Origin of the sequence: Psychrobacter sp. T6-5 (assembly GCF_052258485.2) — a bacterium.
GTDB lineage: Bacteria > Pseudomonadota > Gammaproteobacteria > Pseudomonadales > Moraxellaceae > Psychrobacter.
This window is the reverse complement of record NZ_JBQQEY020000001.1, coordinates 572,243-590,006: the sequence shown is the minus strand read 5'-3', so window position 1 is coordinate 590,006 and position 17,764 is coordinate 572,243. Positions and strand designations below refer to the sequence as shown.

The window sequence follows — 17,764 nt, the reverse complement described above, 5'->3', positions numbered from 1 at the left end:
AGCCATATAGACTATTAAAAATATCTATCAAAAGTAAAAACGAAGAGACTCAAAATATCTTACTGATAACGATAACGGGCTGAGCGCGCATGGGCTTCTAGGTCCTCACGTTGCGCTAAAATATCCGCCGTCTCAGCCAATGGCTTGCTGCCGGATTCACTGCAATAAATAATTGATGATTTCTTCTGAAAGTCATAAACACCTAACGGTGAAGAAAAGCGCGCAGTACCGGATGTTGGTAGCACATGGTTCGGTCCTGCACAGTAATCCCCAATAGCCTCAGGCGTATGACGACCCATAAAGATAGCACCCGCATGACGAATATCATCTAGCAGTGCATCAGGGTTATCAACGGACAACTCCAAATGCTCAGGGGCAATACGATTAATCAGTGCCATACCCTCGCTACGATCTTTCACTAAGATAAGTGCACCACGATTTTGTAGCGAATCGCGTGCGATATCTGCTTTTGGTAGCTCAGCGAGTGCTCTTTCTATCTCTAACGCGACTTCTTTTAGCTGCTCTTCACTGGTCGTCACAAAGATAGCTTGAGCGATACGGTCGTGCTCTGCTTGCGACAATAAATCCATCGCGAGCCAATCAGCTCGATCTTGCGCTTCACCCTCTGCATATACCAACACTTCTGAGGGGCCTGCAATCATATCAATGCCGACTTGTCCAAATACTGCGCGTTTGGCTGCCGCGACATACTTATTACCCGGCCCTGTGATTTTATCCACGGCTGGAATGGTCTCAGTGCCATAGGCTAAAGCTGCTACCGCCTGCGCGCCGCCAATGGTAAAGACACGGTCGACTTGGGCCAAATGCGCTGCTGCCAATACCAAAGGATTGAGCACCCCTTTCGGCGCTGGTACGACCATGATGACTTCAGCGACGCCAGCCACTTTGGCAGGGATGGCATTCATCAATACTGATGATGGATAAGATGCCAAGCCACCCGGCACATAAATACCAACGCGATCAAGTGGCGTAACTTTTTGACCTAAGCGATTGCCTAGCTCATCTTCATATTGCCACGTTTCTTGTACTTGGCGCTCATGAAAGGTCTGTACCCGGGTTGCGGCTGTGGTCAACGCCGTTTTTACATTTTCATCAAGATTGGCAAATGCATCGGCAAGTGCTTCTTTAGACAGCTCTAACTCTTGCATCGTTGTCGCTGGATGCTGATCGAATTGCTGAGTTAATACCAATACGACGCTATCACCATCCGCACGTACTTGTGCGATGATATCGTCAACGGTATGCAATAATTCAGCATCATTGACGGTTTCAAAGGCAAGCAGTTGTGTCAATTGATTGTCAAAATCGGCATCTTGGGTACTTAACTGGCGCATGACCTAATCCTATATCTGAGCATAAAATACTGCTGAAAATAAACGGCGTGAATATAGCTAAAGTATGCTTATTATTCACAAATATGGCGATTTACTCGCTGTTTTCTTGTCTAAATTTTACGGTGATTTTATTTTTTCGCAAGCTAAGACAATAAAACCAGTTTAGCACGCTATATCACTCATAGCCTGCTAAACTGGTTTAAAAATTCGCATCATCATGCTTTATATTACCAATGATTGACACCGGTTTACTAGGCATTGGCAATACTGTTTTTAAAGCTATCTAAGATGGGTTCTAGTAACGCAAATTTGCGCTTGTAGCTGACTTGATTGACGATAAGACGTGATGACACATCACAAATATGATCGCGCGCTTCAAGTCCGTTCGCGCGTAATGTATTACCTGTATCAACCACATCGACAATCAAATCACCCAAGCCTACTAATGGCGCAAGCTCCATTGAACCATAAAGCTTGATAACATCAACTTGCTGACCTTGACTCGCAAAATAAGCGCGCGCTACATTGACATATTTGGTCGCGATACGCAGACGACGATTGGGCAGTGGTGCATCTTTTACGCCAGCGGTCATCAATTTGCATTGAGCGATTTTTAAATCAAGCAATTCATACACGTGGTTCGCGCCATGCTCAAGCAGAACATCTTTGCCCGCAACGCCAAAATCAGCTGCGCCGTGTTCGACATAGGTCGGTACGTCGCTCGCACGCAAGATTAATACACGTACATTTGGGTTTGATGTTGGAAAAATAAGTTTGCGCGAGGCTTCAGGGTCTTCTAAAAGATCGACACCCGCTGCACGTAGCAGTGGCATCGTTTCTTCTAAAATACGGCCTTTTGATAACGCCAAGGTCAGACCTGAAAACGCATCGTTTACTTCGTTTAGTAGACCGTCGGCTGGTGCAGGTTTGCTTGTCTCAGTCATAATGACATCATGTCCATGTGCAGTTAGTTTCCCCATTCAAGGGAAGTTTTAATGTATAACGTAATTCATATATAAACTACGGTTGACCTATCAATATTAGCCGTTGGTATTGACACGCTGGATATTAACACCAAGGCTACGCAGCTTTTCTTCAACATGCTCATAACCGCGGTCAATATGATAAATGCGGTCAATCAAGCTCTCGCCTTCTGCCGTTGCAGCCGCCATTACCAGTGACATAGAAGCACGTAAATCTGTTGCCATAACTGGTGCCGCCGTAAAGTTCTCGACGCCTCTGATCACCGCAGTATGGCCATCCACTTGGATAGATGCACCCAAGCGGTTTAGTTCAGGTACGTGCATATAGCGGTTTTCAAAAATATTTTCGATAATGGTACTCGTTCCATCAGCCAGACAGCAAATCGCCATCAACTGAGCTTGCATATCTGTTGGAAAACCTGGATGTGGCTGAGTGCGGATATCTACTGGCTTTGGACGCCCTTTCATTTGCGCGCGAATCCAGTCATCACCTGTCGTAATCACTGCACCCATCGCTTCAAACTTCTCAAGTACCGGATACAATAAAGATGCCGTAGTATTTTTGGTCAGCACATCACCTTGAGTCATCAAGGCACCAGCGAGATACGAGCCTGTCTCAATACGATCCGGTACCACTGAATACTCACAACCGTGTAGACGTTCTACCCCTTCAATGGTCATGGTAGAAGTACCGATGCCGCTGATTTTGGCGCCCATCGCAACCAGCATATTGGCTAAATCGACTACTTCTGGCTCTAATGCACAGTTAGCCAAAACTGTTGTGCCTTTAGCCAATGCTGCTGCCATGATGACGTTTTCCGTACCGCCAACTGTCACCATATCAAATGAGAAGTGGCAACCAATCAGCTTACCACCTTTGGGCGCTTGCGCTTTCACGTAACCATTCTCTACGCTGATTACCGCACCCATCGCTTCAAACGCTTTTAGATGCTGATCAACAGGACGTGAGCCAATCGCACAGCCACCTGGTAATGACACTTCAGCTTCGCCAAAACGTGCCAATAATGGACCTAATACCAAAATTGACGCGCGCATGGTTTTTACCAAATCGTACGGCGCATAAAAATTATCGATGCTTTTTGTATCGCAAGTGACCGTATCGCCCTGCTTTTGGATATCAATCCCCATGCCACCGATCAATTCAATCAATGTACGCACGTCTTTTAGCGACGGTACATTGTGCAATGTCGTTGGGGTCTCGGCCAGTATCATAGCGGCAAGTAATGGCAAGGCGGCATTTTTGGCGCCTGAAATAGTAACTTCCCCTGCGATACGACTACTACCAGTGATTAAAAATTGATCCATAAGGGTGACAACCTAGCGATGAGTATAAAAAATAATGAAAACCAGATGGATAGAATTCATCTATTGATATGACGAATTCTATATTGTCTGGTCGTGTAGAGAGCTGTTTAATTAGCCTTTTGATTGAGCGTCCCATTCAGCAGGCGTTAGCGCTTGAATATTGAGGGCATGAATATCGCCACTCGCAATCTTATCATTGACTAGCGCATAAATGGCTTGCTGACGTTGAACGGCTCGTTTACCTTCAAAGCTTGCATCAACCACGCGCACATCAAACTTGTTACCTTGATTGGCAGCTTGGATAAAAGCGTCTGGGAAGTGAGTCTGTAAAAATGCGATCAAATCGTCAGCGTTCATGCTCATAGAATAGTCTGCCTTAAAGTTTAGAATAGGGTATAGATTTAAAGTGATGACATTATAACAAGAGTTTGCATATCTTACAGTACTGTCTTACCCAAGTGTATTTGAGGACTGAGACAATATGAAACATCAAGCAACTCTCAGCCACTCATACGGACACGGATAAGCTATTTAAGCATTTTATCCAAGTACGTTAACACTTGCGCGCGTACGTCATTGACCCAGCCTAACGGCGGTGCCATTGCTCCAATGCTAGTTGCGTGACTCGCGCCTTCGATCTCACCAGTTTCAACGGTGACGCCTGCTTTTTTGAATGCTTCTGTCATTTTGATTGCGTTTGTCGGATGTACGACTTTGTCTTTTTCTGCTGTTAATAACAAGTACGGTGGCTGTGCACCCTTAATCTGACGATCGGGCATCACTTGATCAGGCGTCGCATCTGGAGCAAAGGCTGTCGCACTATCGAATTTACGGAAATCGTAGCTATAAGGCCCTGCAATACCAATGACGGTTGCAACATCTGTTGGCTTAATGCCATAAGGCGCCAAAAAGTCTTCATTTGATACTGCGGCAACGGCATTGAACGCGCCAGCAGAGTGTCCCATGACAGCGACACGTGATGGATCAGCATGCAAGCTGGTCGCATTCTCAATACTCCAAGCAATCGCTTGTGCGGCATCTTCGACATAATCGGGATAGACGTGCTCAGGTGCTTTGCGATAATTAATCACTGCAGTGACATAGCCTGCCTGCGCTAAGCTTTGACCGACAAAAGCATACTGCTCTTTATTACCACTCTCCCATGAGCCGCCATGAACAAATACCACCATAGGATAGTTGCTATTGATAGCGCTTTGGGCTTTCATTGCTTGCGCCAAGGGCTTTGGATAATAAACATCCAAATCTTGCAAAGGCTCATCACCGTATAAGATGTCTTTACTCACCCCTACACCGCCACTAGAAGTAATACCATTGACGATAGCGAGTGGTGATAATGCCTGTGCACTTTGCGTCGCGAGCGCAATACTCCCTAATGCCAGAACTGCCGCCCCTGTGAATCTCAGCGTGCGTACTTTTTTACCAGTGTAAGAGCCGATGCTATTCATAGCATCTCTATTAATGTCTTCACTCTCTTGTATACGGTTTTTTGAATCCTTCATTGCCAGTATCCTATTATATTTATTAATCAATAATGAGTAGCGTTATAGCAGCTATGCTGTTTCGTTAATTGGTCAAGGATATACTTTCACTTGAAAATATAAGTGACCAACTTGCTGCTTCTACTACTTTTCACTATTGATATAGTACTCACTGGCTGAGGATTTCTCGTGCTTTTACTGTTATATCTATTTAGGCTTATTGTGATTAATATCAAAAAAAGCTACTAGCATCATATGATGTGACTGGTATCACATATAGCTAAGTAGCCATTATATAGGCTCTTATTTATCGTCAATCATCGCTTGGTAGACTCAGCTTAGCAGACTCAGTAGTTTTACTGATTTTGATAAAGGTCGATATATGGGCTTGATGATGGTTGCACCGTAGTGTCCTCTTCTTCCGTTATCACTATCGGCGTTGCGGTACTGACAGCGGTATCTTGGACAGTTGGTGCGACCGCAGGATTGGCTAGATTGTTCTCGTACATAATATCATCATCGTTTATCTTTACGCCTCTATCATCGACAACTGTCGTCAGCAGTACCAGCTCGGTCACCCCAACAGTGCTGTTCGCAACATCAATTAAGTTGCTTTGCTGGGTGGGTGTCATGCGACCCATGATATAGACCACGCCATTGTTGGTGACTGCTTTGATCTGCGAGGTTTTGACGCCATCACTGGCGGCTATTTTTGCCAGTAGTTTTGATGTGATATAACCATCATGAACCGTTGAGCTATAGCCTTTTGAGGCACTCACTTCCATCTCGTTGTAGACGCGGCGCACATCTGGCATAGAGCTGACGACCTTTTCTACTTCTGCTTTGAGCGCTTCAGACGGTACTTCCCCTGTGAGCAACACTTCGCTATTGAAGCTATCGATACCCATACGGCTGGTCTGCTGCAAATCTTCTTTTAGCCCATACACGTTGATTTTGGCAGTATGCTCGATACTACGATCTAGTAGACGCTGCGGAATGGTGCGCTCAGTCATTGGCACACCGTAAGTTCCTTCTGTACTGTTGGTCAGATAGTTGGTGGCACAGCCTGTACTGACCACACAAGCAGCAAGCATAATGCCCGTCGTAATACAGCGTGATGAACCAAAAATAGCAGTGCGCAAATGCATCCGTGTCATTGTTTACCTCTTAGAGCATGGTGGTGACGGTGTTATAAACTCAATGAATTGAGTCAATTTTCATCTAGCAGTGATAAGACAAATTTCGTTAATAGCTACTTTACTTAATTTTGGCCAGCAGCGGTTAGGTTTTTGGTAACGAGTATTGCGCGCTAGATTCAGTCAGGCGCGCGAGTCATCCAGTATTGACGTTATATATTTACTACCATGCACTGGCTACAAAGGCACCTTTAAGCCATTCCGGCTCATCACTCAACGGATTCTCTTTTGAGCTGAGCTTACCCGCTGTATTATAAGCAATGACATCAAATCGGCAGTCATAATGAGCATATTCAGGATGCTGCTGCAAAAAATATTGCGCCGCTTTAATCACTTTGCGTTGCTTACTGGTCGTCACGCTGAGTGCTGCATCGCCATAAACCGACCGCTTGCGTTGACGAACTTCGATAAATACTAGCGTTGACCATGCAGGTCCTGCTTCCATCATGACCAGATCCAGCTCGCCTATTTTTGGCTGTTGCCAGTTTTGCACCACCAACCGTAACCCCTGTGCTTGTAAATACTCACACGCCTGCTGTTCAAACTGACTACCTTGGCGTTGTTTCGGTGAGGTTAAGCTCAAGGGTTTATGATTCGCCATAAGGTTAATTCGTCTGCTTAACATTTGAGAATTATCATAGCACAACATGCTAAACTAGCCACTTCTGCGCGTTATGCTCTCCAAATCTATCGATTTATTCACTCATTATTTGGCTGAAAAACCATAGATAACGACTGGATATAATAGCGCACTATTATTGTTAATAACCCGAGGTTTTCATGTCTACCCCTACTGCGATGCCAGCTTGTCTCTATATCGTTGCCACGCCGATTGGCAACTTGACCGACATGACGCCACACGCGATTGATGTCTTAAAGCAGGTCGCGATCATTGCCTGTGAAGACACTCGCACTTCAGGTAAGCTGTTGTCGCATTTTGGTATTGATACTAAAGGAAGCAAAACGGATGAGGCAAAAAGCTCAGAGACCCGTCATGCCACAAGTAGTGTAGAAGATGATGAGACCACAACGAAGCAAAAAGGCCATAATAAGCTATGGGCTTATCACGAACACAATAGCGCTATTCAAACGCCTAAAATCATTGAAATGATTGAGCAAGGTCATTCGGTTGCCTTGATTAGTGACGCTGGTACGCCACTGGTCAGTGACCCAGGTTATCAATTGGTACAAGCCGCACACGAGGCAGGCGTGACCGTATCACCTATCGTTGGGGCTTCTGCTGCCATTGGCGCATTGTCAGTGGCGGGGTTGCCATCAGATCGATTTAGCTTTATTGGGTTTTTACCAGCCAAAACTCACGGCCGTCAAAAACAACTGAACGACTTGCTCGCACGTACCGAAACCCTGATATTTTATGAAGCACCGCATCGCATCGTAGCTAGCCTGGAAGATATGGCGACGGTATTTGGTGCAGACCGTGCAGTGACTTTTTGTCGCGAATTGACCAAAACCTTTGAAACGGTACATAAGAGCACCCTTGGCCAGTTGGTCGAGTTTGTCAAAGCAGACGACAATCAGCAACGCGGTGAGATCGTCGTGGTCGTCGCTGGTGTCGGTGTCGCAAAGGATACTGACGACATCAGTACTCATGATAAATTGCTACAGCGTTTGCTAGAGGATCTATCGGTCAAAAAAGCAGCCGCGCTGGCCTCTGATATCACTGGTGTAAAAAAGAATGCACTTTATCAGCGTCTACTAGAGTTACAAGCTGACTAGTTTTTAGCAATAAAAAAGATAACCGTTTATAAATTAATTGAAGAGAGGTAAGCAATGTACGATGTAATGGCGATAGGTAATGCGTTGGTTGATCACGAATATGTGCTGTCAGATGCCGCATTAGAAGAGACCGAGCTGACCAAGGGTAATATGACACTAGCAGAGTTTGAGGAGCAGCAGCAACTACTGGCTTATTTTAAGTTGGCTGAGATTGAGCCATCAAAACAAGCCGGCGGTGGCTCAGCAGCCAATACGATGTTTACCTTTGCCAGCCTCGGCGGTAAGCCGTTTTATGCTTGCCGCGTCGGTGATGACGATCAAGGGGCGTTTTACCTCAGAGACTTGCACGAAGCAGGCGTCGCAACCTCAGACAAATCTATCCATGAAGGCGGCGTGACCGGCTCCTGCGTGGTCGCTGTCACCGAAGATGGCGAGCGTACCATGCAGACCTATCTTGGCACCTCAAGCGAAATCGCAGCCGACAATGTTGATTTTGATGCGTTGACGCAAGCAGACTGGCTATATTTAGAAGGTTACTTGGCCATGTCTGAAAGCATCCAACCAGCAATGACGCAACTGCGTCAACAAGCCGGTATTCATAATGCAAAAATCGCCGTGAGCTTTGCGGATCCTGCTGTAGTAAAATTTGCCAAAGACGGCCTACGTAATATGCTCGGCAATAAAGTCGCTGTGATATTCTGTAATAGCGAAGAAGCAAAGCTATTCACCGATAAAAAACAAGTCAAAGCCGCTGCACGTGCCCTGCTTGAGCATTGCCAAACAGCGGTCGTCACTGATGGTGCCAACGGCGCGGTCATTGCCCACAAGCCTGATGACGAGTCGGAGATTGAAGTTTACGACGTAGCAACGCCAGCAGTAACCAGTGTCATCGATACCAACGGTGCAGGTGATAACTACGCGGGTGCTTTCTTATATGCGCTATCGCAGCATTATAGCTTGCCAGAGTGTGGACGTCTTGCCAGCGAAATATCGTCACAAGTCATCCAGCAGTTTGGACCACGTCTTGCCTCGCAGGAGTACCGAGATATCGCTCAGCGTGTCCTATCTGCTTAAATGCTGAATATATATATTTAACGCAAACAAAAAGCCCATATCAGGTCGACATGGGCTTTTTTGTTTATGGATTATAATCACTCAAATAACTTCCCTAAATGAGCATGCTTCTATATTAAGCAGTAGCTAATGCTTGCGCAAGATCGGCTTCGATGTCTTCAATATGCTCGATACCAATAGATAAACGTACCATATCTTCACTAACGCCAGCTTGCTCAAGCTCTTGCCCATTTAACTGACGATGCGTCGTCGAGGCAGGATGACAGGCCAATGACTTGGCATCACCGATATTCACCAAACGCGTAATCAGCTGTAGTGCATCAATAAAGCGCGACCCTGCCTCCAAACCGCCTTTTACCCCAAAGGTCAAAATAGCAGAAGGCGTGCCTTTCATGTACTTTTGGGCAAGCGCGTGTTCAGGGTGGTCAGACAGGCCAGCATACTTTACCCAAGCGACCTTGTCATGGTCGCGCAAGTATTCCGCAACCGCTTGTGCGTTCTGTACATGACGCTCCATCCGTAGGCTCAGCGTCTGCATCCCTTGCAGAATACTAAACGCATTGAGCGGACTAAGCGCCGCACCCGTATTGCGTAACGGTGCGACACGAGCACGGGCGATGAAGGCAGGCGCGCCCACGTCTTTGACAAAGTTCACGCCATGATAACTGGCATCTGGCGTGTTCAGTAATGGGAAACGCTCAGGATAATCACCCCAAGCAAACGTACCGCTATCAACAATCGCGCCACCAATCGACGTCCCCGTACCGCTCATATACTTGGTCAATGAATGAACCACAATGTCCGCACCAAACTCAAACGGACGGCATATCGCAGGCGTGGCAACGGTATTGTCAATCACGACAGGCACACCATACTCGTGAGCAATATCACTGAGCGCCTGAATATCTACGATATTACCTAGTGGGTTACCGATACTTTCGGCAAAGACCATCTTAGTCTTGTCATCGATTAGATCACGAATCGCTTCTGGGTTTTTGTGATCAAAGAAACGCACCTCAATTCCTTGACGCGGCAATGCATGCGCAAATAAGTTGTAAGTACCACCATATAGCGTCGATACGGCGACGATATTGTCACCTGCTTCACAAATGGTCTGGATCGCATAAGTGATGGCAGCCATACCAGAGGCGACCGCAAGCGCACCGATACCGCCTTCAAGCGCAGCAACGCGCTCTTCTAGCACTGCATTGGTCGGATTCATAATACGCGTATAGATATTGCCCGCGACCTTTAGATCAAACAGATCAGCACCATGCTGAGTGTTATCAAACGCATAGGAGCTGGTATGGTAGATAGGTACGGCGACTGCTTTGGTCGTTGGTTCAACACTATAACCAGCATGAATCGCCAATGTCTCAAGACGCTGGTGGTTCTTTAATTCTTGGGCTGCTTGTTCATCACTCATTGTACATTCCTTTGTATGGATCAAAAATTACTGATTCAAGAGTTAGCATTTAAAAGCCATCTCAAAAACCTGTCTGCTAAATCATAGCAATAAAAAAAGCTGAGTTCATCATAACTCAGCTTTTTCATTAAAAGAATAGCAAAATACTAATCGCTTAATGACAAACATACATAAGCATTTTTATAATCGCTATGCTACTTTTATTAGTTTTTTGCATTTATTTATAATAAGCATTCTCTGTGCGCGTATGATCGGTATCATCAACCACTTGCGTCAGCTCTGGTATTTGCTGCTTAAGCTGTACTTCAACACCTTGACGCAGTGTCATATCGACGGCTGAACAGCCTTGGCAACCACCGCCGAATTTTAAGACCGCAGTCAGGCCGATGCCTTCTTCATCAATCAACTCAAGCAACTGTACATCGCCACCATGCGCCGCTAAGCCAGGATTAATCTCTGACTGCAAGACATAGTTAATACGCTCTTCGACACTGGCGTCAGCGCCTACTTTCGGCACTTTAGAGTTTGGTGCGCGAAACGTTAGCTGACCACCAAAACGATCTTTATTGTAATCGATGACCGCATCTTCTAGATAAGGAACTGATGCCGCTTCGATAAAGGCCGAAAAGTCATCATAAGTAAAACGTAAATCAGCGCTGTCTTCTTCGCCCGGCTGGTTATATGCCATGCAGCACTCTGCGCGCGGCGTGCCTGGATGCTCAACGAAGATACGCACACCAATACCATCAGTGTCTTGCTTGGCTAACAAGTCTGCCAAATAGCCCTGTGCCGACTCAGTGATGGTGATATTGCTTTTTGCTTCAACTTGCTCAGTATCTAATGCTGACTCATAGTCAGCGGCTTGATTTTGCTCACTCATAATGTTTCCTATGCGTTGTGACACAAGCGCAATATCTATTATGGCTACTGTGTCGTGAATTTGAATTTTTCAAAATTTTTACGGCTTATATCAGTTTGCAGGCCATCAGTGCTTGAGGTTTATTATTGTAATGCACCGGCAGCAATAGTCATAAAATTTAATCCGTCTATAATGGCCATTATACCTGAATTGAGTAGTAATTCCGACCGCGCTACTGTGAATTGAACCGTGACCGCTGCAAATGGTTGTCATTGGTTTTTTTAATGACGTCCCTCAGCGGTGAATTAGATAAAGTTGGCATAATTATCGATAAGATACCCTCTATATAAAGACAGCTGCACTATTTATCAAGCAGACTAAATACAAATAATGCTTACTAAGGATACACCCCTAAACATCTTTCCACTTGTCAGAAAGTCACAGGCTGTGTCAGTATTAGCGTCATTAATTTTTTATCAATAAAAATAAGTTGTAGGAAATTGGCGTCTATGAGTGAATTATCAGAGCAAGCTTCAGATAAGCAAAACCCCGATCAGAAAAACAGTACACACTACCGTTATTTGATTTTTATCGGGCGTTTTCAGCCATTTCATTGTGGACACAAGGCAGTCATTGACGAAGCGCTCAAACGCTCTGATGAAGTGATTATGCTGATTGGTTCGGCCAATCTACCACGCAGCTTACGTAATCCGTTTAGCGTCGCTGAACGCGCTGCGATGATTAAGGGCGCTTACTCAGCAGAAGACGCCGCTCGTATCCATTGCGTCGGTCTAGACGATGCACTATACAACGATACGCGCTGGCTACAATACGTCCAAGCAGGCGTGAAATCGGTCACAGGTGACTTGCAAACAGATATTGGCTTGATTGGTCACTCAAAAGACAGCTCATCATATTATTTATCGCTATTCCCTAACTGGGCATCGGTGTCAGTGCCTAATTATCATAATCTATCAGCCACGCCTATTCGTGACAGCTATCTGATGGGCGCTACGCCAACGCCTGAGCGTACGCCTGAGTCAACACGTAACGTCCTCGATGAATTTAAGAAAACTGACGACTATCATCAACTGCACGAAGAAGCAGACTTTATTGATAAATACAAAAGACAGTGGCAATCTGCCCCCTATCCGCCGACCTTTATGACGGCTGATGCGTTGATTGTACAGTCGGGGCATATCTTACTAGTCGAGCGCCGCAGTATGCCAGGACGCGGATTGTGGGCATTACCAGGTGGATTTTTAAACCCAAAAGAGACACTATTCGACGCTTGTATTCGCGAGCTGCGTGAAGAGACGCGCCTCAAAGTCCCTGAGCCTGTATTGCGCGGTTCTTGCCACAGTCAGCATACCTTTGACGATCCGTATCGCTCAGCGCGCGGACGCACTATTACCCAAGCGTTTTATTTTCAGCTAAAAAACGACCCAAAAGGGTTGCCAAAAGTAAAAGGCGGCGATGATGCGACCAAAGCATTTTGGCTGCCATTGGCAGAGCTTGATGCCAAAATGATGTTTGAAGATCATTATGCGATTATTACCAAAATGGTTGGGTTGTAGTTTCTCGTTATTAGACGGATGAGCAGGTCATGGTCAAATCAACCCTCACTGATATCCACACCATGTATTTTTTAACTTTCTATACCAGTGCCGATAGACGGCACTCAACCGCCGCCACTGTTCTTTCAACGCAGCTGCGGCATCTCAAAGCAGAGGAGTTCTGTGATGTACACCAATAATCTAAACAATTTAATCTTAAATAGTGATAGTTATAAAACTTCACATTGGGTGCAATACCCAAGTGGTAGTGAGTACTTGTCCAGCTACATTGAAGCGCGCAAAGGCGACTATGATGTGGTGTTCTTCGGCTTACAAGCCTTTATTAAAGAGTACCTAAGCATCCCTATCACGCACCAAGATATCGACGAAGCCGAAAAAGTGGTTAGAGCGCATGGCTTGACTTTTAATCGTGCGGGCTGGGAGCACTTGATTGAAAAACACAATGGCTACTTGCCACTGCGTATCCAAGCTGTGCCTGAAGGTAGCATCGTGCCAGTATCCAATGTGGTGTGCCAAGTTATCAACACTGATCCAGAGTTTTATTGGCTACCAAGTTATATCGAAACAGCGCTATTACGCGCGATTTGGTATCCATCAACGGTCGCTAGTGTCTCTCGCTATTGCAAAGAAATTATCCGTCAAGCGCTAGAAAAGTCAGCAGACAATACAGAGTCGCTGCCTTTTCGCTTACATGACTTTGGCGCGCGCGGCGCATCCAGCCAAGAAACGGTTGCCCTTGGCAGCTTAGCGCATTTGGTGAACTTTGCTGGTACTGATTCAATGACAGCACTCATTGCGGCCAGTCGCTGGTATCAAATGGGTGATGACATGCCTGCGTTTTCCATTCCAGCGGCTGAACACAGTACGATGACGGCATGGGGACGTGATGGCGAAACCGCTGCTTTTCGCAATATGATTGAGCAGTTTGGCGGCGAAGATAAAGCTTTTTCAGTTGTGTCTGACAGTTACGACCTATGGAATGCGATCGACAATATCTGGGGCGACACCTTAAAAGATGACGTCAAAAACATGGGTGGTACCTTGGTCATTCGACCAGACAGCGGCGAGCCGACTAAAGTCGTTCGTGAAGCGCTAGAGCGCTTGGCTGTGAAGTTTGGCACTACGGTAAACAGCAAAGGCTATAAAGTTCTACCTGATTATGTGCGAATCATCCAAGGCGATGGCATCAGCTCACAAAGCTTAAGCAAAATTATTGACGTGATAATCAAAGCAGGCTTTAGCATAGAAAACGTGACATTTGGTATGGGCGGTGGTTTATTGCAACAAGTTAACCGCGACACCATGAGCTGGGCGATGAAATCGAGCGCTATCTGTATCGATGGCACATGGAAAGATATTTATAAAGACCCTATCACCAGCCGCTCAAAACGCTCGAAAAAAGGACGACTAGCACTGGTACAAGACGATAGCGGTCAGATCAAAACCATAAAAGAGCAGGCATTGGGTGCACCATCAGACAACCTATTACGCGATGTCTATGTTGATGGTCAATTATTAATTGAGGACAGTCTCACGATTATTAGGGAACGTGCAGGATGGTAGACACTAATAAACTAACATCTATCGCAAAAGATGTATTATTTGCGCCTGTTTATCTGTATCAAGGACGCAAAATCAAGCGTGAAACCGTTCGTTTGCCGGAACCAAACGGCGAAAGACATGGTATGGTTGAGCTATCAAAAACAGATGATGGACTATCATCTAAAAGCCATGAGACGCTCAATTTGATGGTTGTGGGTGACTCAGCAGCAGCAGGTGTCGGTAGCCAAACTCAGCAAGAGGCACTAGTTGGTAAGCTGATTCCGATATTAGAACAAAATGCCGTTATTCGATCGAACTTTGCACAGCTCAATTGGTCATTACAAGCGACAACTGGTCATACTAGCTTTGATATTTTGCGCAGATTATATGTCCTCCCTACTCCTGATCAACCTATCGATGTGATGTTGCTGAGTGTTGGGGTCAACGATACGACGTCCAACGTCTCTGTGCATCAATGGCAGCAGCAGATCGAAGATATCATTAATATTGCACAGCGTAAATTTGGCGTACGAGAGTTGATTTTTTTGAGCTTACCACCGATGGCGCAGATGCCTGCAATTCCTTCCCCACTCAATAATTTTGTTGGGGCAAAAGCCTCAATACTTGATGAGATATTGCAACAAGTCTGTGCTGCTCATGACGGTGTCAATTATATGGCGACTGACTTTGCGCGCATGATATCAGAGCATGGTAATGGTCAGCCTATTGATATTGCTGTGATGTTTGCTAGTGATGGCTTTCATCCTAGCAGCCTCATGTACGGTTATTGGGCACAGCAGATCGTAGAGAACATGACCCAACTGTTAGACTCACCCACCACTCAGACAGATTGCTAAAAACACGCAAGCATTGATTTATCGACACAAAAAAACCGCTGAATAATCAGCGGTTTTTTATTGCTTAGCAAAATATATTTACACCATAAGTGTAAATTATTCAGCAGCGTCAGCAGCTTTTTTGCTACGGCCACCAAATGCACCAAAGCGTTTGTTGAAGCTTGCAACACGGCCTTCAGTAGAGGTTTTACGTTGCTCACCAGTATAGAATGGATGCGACGCACTTGAGATATCAAGTGGGTAGTATGGGTATTCTGTACCTTCGTATTCGCGAGTTGCTTTAGTCTTAACCGTTGAACGAGTCAAAAAGAACACGTCAGCGTTAGTGTCATGGAATAAAACTTCTTGGTAATTAGGATGGATATCTTTACGCATAATAAACTCTCTAGGTCCGATGTATGTATGGCAATTTGCATCAACATCATGAGCGATGTCTCAAACAAACGAAAACATACGTAACTGAGGCACTAAGGACATTATAAGTATGGCAACTGCGTCACTGGCTTATTCCAGCACAAAGCACCACTCTTCTGCTCACTTAGCCTTTCCCCAGCGGGAAAATTAAACCGCGATTTTAACGGTTTTTGTCACCCAACGCAAGCCACAGTTATGATAGATATATGTGATAAGTTGTCACTAAGAGGGAAATAGTGTTGAGATATACGAGTTAACCCAGTACAATATTTTGGTTAGTTAAATTAATCAATTATACAGATATCTGTAGTTAATCTAACGAGATTTAGCTTTTCTCTGTCATTTATCTATCGTACTTTTAGGCGATATGGCTAGTCAGTTTTCTACAAAAAAGATCGCACTATTTATTCATCGGTAAGCACAACTTCCCTAACACTAAATAAGGACTATTCAATGATAAACACTGCAATAAGAACCACTACTAAGGCATTATTAATCAGCTCAGCACTTGCTGTTACGACCATGGCAAGCGCTGCTCTACCAACTCAGTGGCAACTAGATAATTCACATACTCGTGTCGGTTTCTCTGTTGAGCATATGGGATTTTCTACGGTTATGGGTCACTTTAGTGATGTCGACGGTACGGTTCAGTTTGACCTAAAAAACCCAAACCAAACACAGCTTAACTTTGTCATTGATACAGACAGTATCGATACTGCTTGGGCAGCCCGTGACAAGCATCTAAAAACCGACGAGTTTTTCAATGTTGAGAAGTACCCTACCATGAGCTTTAAATCGACTCAGGTTAATTTTATCAATCCACAACAAGCAAAAGTCACTGGCGACTTTACTTTACTTGGTCAAACCAAACCATTAACACTTAACCTAACGCTAAAGAAAATCGATAACAGCCCTCTTACTAAAGAGCCTGTGATTGGTTTCCGCGCTACAGGTAATATCGATCGTACAGCTTATGGCATGGATGCGTACTCGCAAGGCGTTACCACCAATGTGCCTATTCAGATAGACGGCGAACTGGTAGAGAAAAAGTCAAAATAGACGTAATTCGCTATTAATCATTTTTACTAATAACAATAAAAAAGCAGCCTCCATAAAAGGGCTGCTTTTTTTGTCTAACAATAGCGTTATAAGATACTATTTGGTTGGGATAACATGCCAAACGTCAAATTTGTCGTCGCCATCTTTGTCGCCCATTTTTGTATCATTAGCATAGAAGTATAATGGCTTACCATTCATTGCCCATTGATACTTACCATCTTCACGCTTGAACGCAGCAAACTGACCAGAAGCTTTAGCATTGCTTGGTGCTTGGAATATTGGCCACACAACTTGACACGCTGCGCCGCAATCTGACTTATTCATTGAATCTTTGTCATAAGTATAAAGCGTCATGTAATTGGTTGCATCAACCAACACGCCATTTTTGCTAGCGACAGGGGCAGTGTTTTTATTGGTCGCTTGGACTTCGTGCGTGCCTGACATGTCATTTCCAACGACACTTTTCAACGTTGTACAGCCCGTTAATGCTAATACGCCAGTTAGTGCAGATAACATCATGATATTTTTCATAGCAACTTCCTTGTCATTTTGATAATTGTAATAGTAAATTTTATGAGCCGTTTTTATTTTTTGATGTGAAAGCGATAAAAACAAAGCTTCAACCTCACTTGAGCGAAATAAATATAACACACAGTTTTTAGCGATGATGGCCATCAATATACAAACTTACAAAAGTGGCTGAATTTTACAAAATGCTTAAACACAAGCCTTTTTGGCTACAGAAAACTGACCTTATCCCCATTCTCCAGATGTTGCACTCGACCTCGCCTATTAGAAACTGCCTAAGACCATCTCGTTGACAAAACTCATGCATCTACTTACGTATTTGCCATCATATT

Annotated in this window: 18 protein-coding genes; 7 read left to right on the top strand and 11 right to left on the bottom strand. The window is 44.9% G+C overall.

The features are described from left to right. Positions 1–59: 59 nt before the first annotated feature. The 7 genes from hisD to ACTXGK_RS17160 all read right to left on the bottom strand — a co-directional run bounded on the left by hisD (position 60) and on the right by ACTXGK_RS17160 (position 7,008). Entirely contained in the window at positions 60–1,355 is a 1,296-nt protein-coding gene (hisD, locus tag ACTXGK_RS17190; protein ID WP_443517667.1) for a histidinol dehydrogenase, read from the bottom strand. A 251-nt stretch (positions 1,356–1,606) separates the two neighbouring features. After that, a complete protein-coding gene (gene hisG / locus ACTXGK_RS17185; RefSeq protein WP_071002912.1) occupies positions 1,607–2,299 on the bottom strand; it encodes an ATP phosphoribosyltransferase in 693 nt (230 codons plus the stop codon). A gap of 96 nt (positions 2,300–2,395) precedes the next feature. Then, on the bottom strand, positions 2,396–3,664 hold the full coding sequence (gene murA / locus ACTXGK_RS17180) for a UDP-N-acetylglucosamine 1-carboxyvinyltransferase (protein ID WP_238038995.1): 1,269 nt from the start codon (positions 3,662–3,664) through the stop codon (positions 2,396–2,398). A 111-nt stretch (positions 3,665–3,775) separates the two neighbouring features. Next, on the bottom strand, positions 3,776–4,027 hold the full coding sequence (locus tag ACTXGK_RS17175) for a BolA family protein (RefSeq protein ID WP_058025509.1): 252 nt from the start codon (positions 4,025–4,027) through the stop codon (positions 3,776–3,778). A 164-nt stretch (positions 4,028–4,191) separates the two neighbouring features. Next, positions 4,192–5,184, bottom strand: coding sequence for an alpha/beta hydrolase (locus ACTXGK_RS17170; RefSeq protein ID WP_443517668.1), 993 nt, complete (start codon positions 5,182–5,184; stop codon positions 4,192–4,194). Positions 5,185–5,519: 335 nt separating this feature from the next. Next, positions 5,520–6,320 carry a BON domain-containing protein gene (locus ACTXGK_RS17165; protein ID WP_443517669.1) on the bottom strand — a complete coding sequence of 267 codons (801 nt, stop codon included), beginning with the start codon at positions 6,318–6,320 and terminating at the stop codon, positions 5,520–5,522. 202 nt (positions 6,321–6,522) lie between these two features. After that, positions 6,523–7,008, bottom strand: a complete 486-nt coding sequence (locus ACTXGK_RS17160) for a YraN family protein (protein WP_443517670.1) — start codon at positions 7,006–7,008, stop codon at positions 6,523–6,525. Between the two features lie 131 nt (positions 7,009–7,139). On the opposite strand from ACTXGK_RS17160, the gene rsmI reads away from it, so the two are divergent. Both rsmI and ACTXGK_RS17150 read left to right on the top strand, forming a co-directional pair. After that, positions 7,140–8,096 carry a 16S rRNA (cytidine(1402)-2'-O)-methyltransferase gene (gene rsmI, locus ACTXGK_RS17155; RefSeq protein WP_443517671.1) on the top strand — a complete coding sequence of 319 codons (957 nt, stop codon included), beginning with the start codon at positions 7,140–7,142 and terminating at the stop codon, positions 8,094–8,096. 54 nt (positions 8,097–8,150) lie between these two features. After that, the gene (locus ACTXGK_RS17150) at positions 8,151–9,170 is read left to right on the top strand and encodes an adenosine kinase (protein ID WP_443517672.1); all 1,020 of its coding nucleotides are present in this window, start codon (positions 8,151–8,153) and stop codon (positions 9,168–9,170) included. A 115-nt stretch (positions 9,171–9,285) separates the two neighbouring features. Here the strand turns inward: ACTXGK_RS17150 and ACTXGK_RS17145 are convergent, their stop codons facing one another. Together ACTXGK_RS17145 and nfuA are read right to left on the bottom strand one after the other, a co-directional pair. Then, positions 9,286–10,596, bottom strand: coding sequence for an O-acetylhomoserine aminocarboxypropyltransferase/cysteine synthase family protein (locus ACTXGK_RS17145; RefSeq protein WP_443517673.1), 1,311 nt, complete (start codon positions 10,594–10,596; stop codon positions 9,286–9,288). 217 nt (positions 10,597–10,813) lie between these two features. Next, entirely contained in the window at positions 10,814–11,476 is a 663-nt protein-coding gene (gene nfuA / locus ACTXGK_RS17140; RefSeq protein ID WP_394213108.1) for a Fe-S biogenesis protein NfuA, read from the bottom strand. A gap of 488 nt (positions 11,477–11,964) precedes the next feature. Between nfuA and ACTXGK_RS17135 the strand changes: the two genes are divergently transcribed. Genes ACTXGK_RS17135 through ACTXGK_RS17120 form a run of 4 tightly spaced genes read left to right on the top strand, consistent with a single transcriptional unit; the run spans position 11,965 to position 15,431 of the window. Next, positions 11,965–13,032, top strand: a complete 1,068-nt coding sequence (locus ACTXGK_RS17135; protein WP_443517674.1) for a bifunctional nicotinamide-nucleotide adenylyltransferase/Nudix hydroxylase — start codon at positions 11,965–11,967, stop codon at positions 13,030–13,032. Between the two features lie 29 nt (positions 13,033–13,061). Then, entirely contained in the window at positions 13,062–13,211 is a 150-nt protein-coding gene (locus tag ACTXGK_RS17130; RefSeq protein WP_443517675.1) for a hypothetical protein, read from the top strand. Then, positions 13,198–14,595: a nicotinate phosphoribosyltransferase gene (locus ACTXGK_RS17125; RefSeq protein ID WP_443517676.1), complete on the top strand. Its 1,398-nt coding sequence runs from the start codon at positions 13,198–13,200 to the stop codon at positions 14,593–14,595. The genes ACTXGK_RS17130 and ACTXGK_RS17125 overlap by 14 nt, the downstream gene beginning before the upstream one ends. Further along, on the top strand, positions 14,589–15,431 hold the full coding sequence (locus ACTXGK_RS17120) for an SGNH/GDSL hydrolase family protein (RefSeq protein WP_443517677.1): 843 nt from the start codon (positions 14,589–14,591) through the stop codon (positions 15,429–15,431). Before ACTXGK_RS17125 ends, ACTXGK_RS17120 begins: the two co-directional genes overlap by 7 nt. 96 nt (positions 15,432–15,527) lie before the next feature. Here ACTXGK_RS17120 and ACTXGK_RS17115 read toward each other — a convergent pair whose 3' ends face one another. Further along, on the bottom strand, positions 15,528–15,806 hold the full coding sequence (locus ACTXGK_RS17115) for a type B 50S ribosomal protein L31 (RefSeq protein ID WP_114701843.1): 279 nt from the start codon (positions 15,804–15,806) through the stop codon (positions 15,528–15,530). A gap of 492 nt (positions 15,807–16,298) precedes the next feature. On the opposite strand from ACTXGK_RS17115, the gene ACTXGK_RS17110 reads away from it, so the two are divergent. Then, positions 16,299–16,904: a YceI family protein gene (locus ACTXGK_RS17110; protein ID WP_443517678.1), complete on the top strand. Its 606-nt coding sequence runs from the start codon at positions 16,299–16,301 to the stop codon at positions 16,902–16,904. 96 nt (positions 16,905–17,000) lie between these two features. Here ACTXGK_RS17110 and ACTXGK_RS17105 read toward each other — a convergent pair whose 3' ends face one another. Next, positions 17,001–17,435 (bottom strand): COG4315 family predicted lipoprotein, encoded by a 435-nt coding sequence (locus ACTXGK_RS17105; protein WP_201599949.1) that lies wholly within the window; start codon positions 17,433–17,435, stop codon positions 17,001–17,003. Positions 17,436–17,764: the final 329 nt, after the last annotated feature.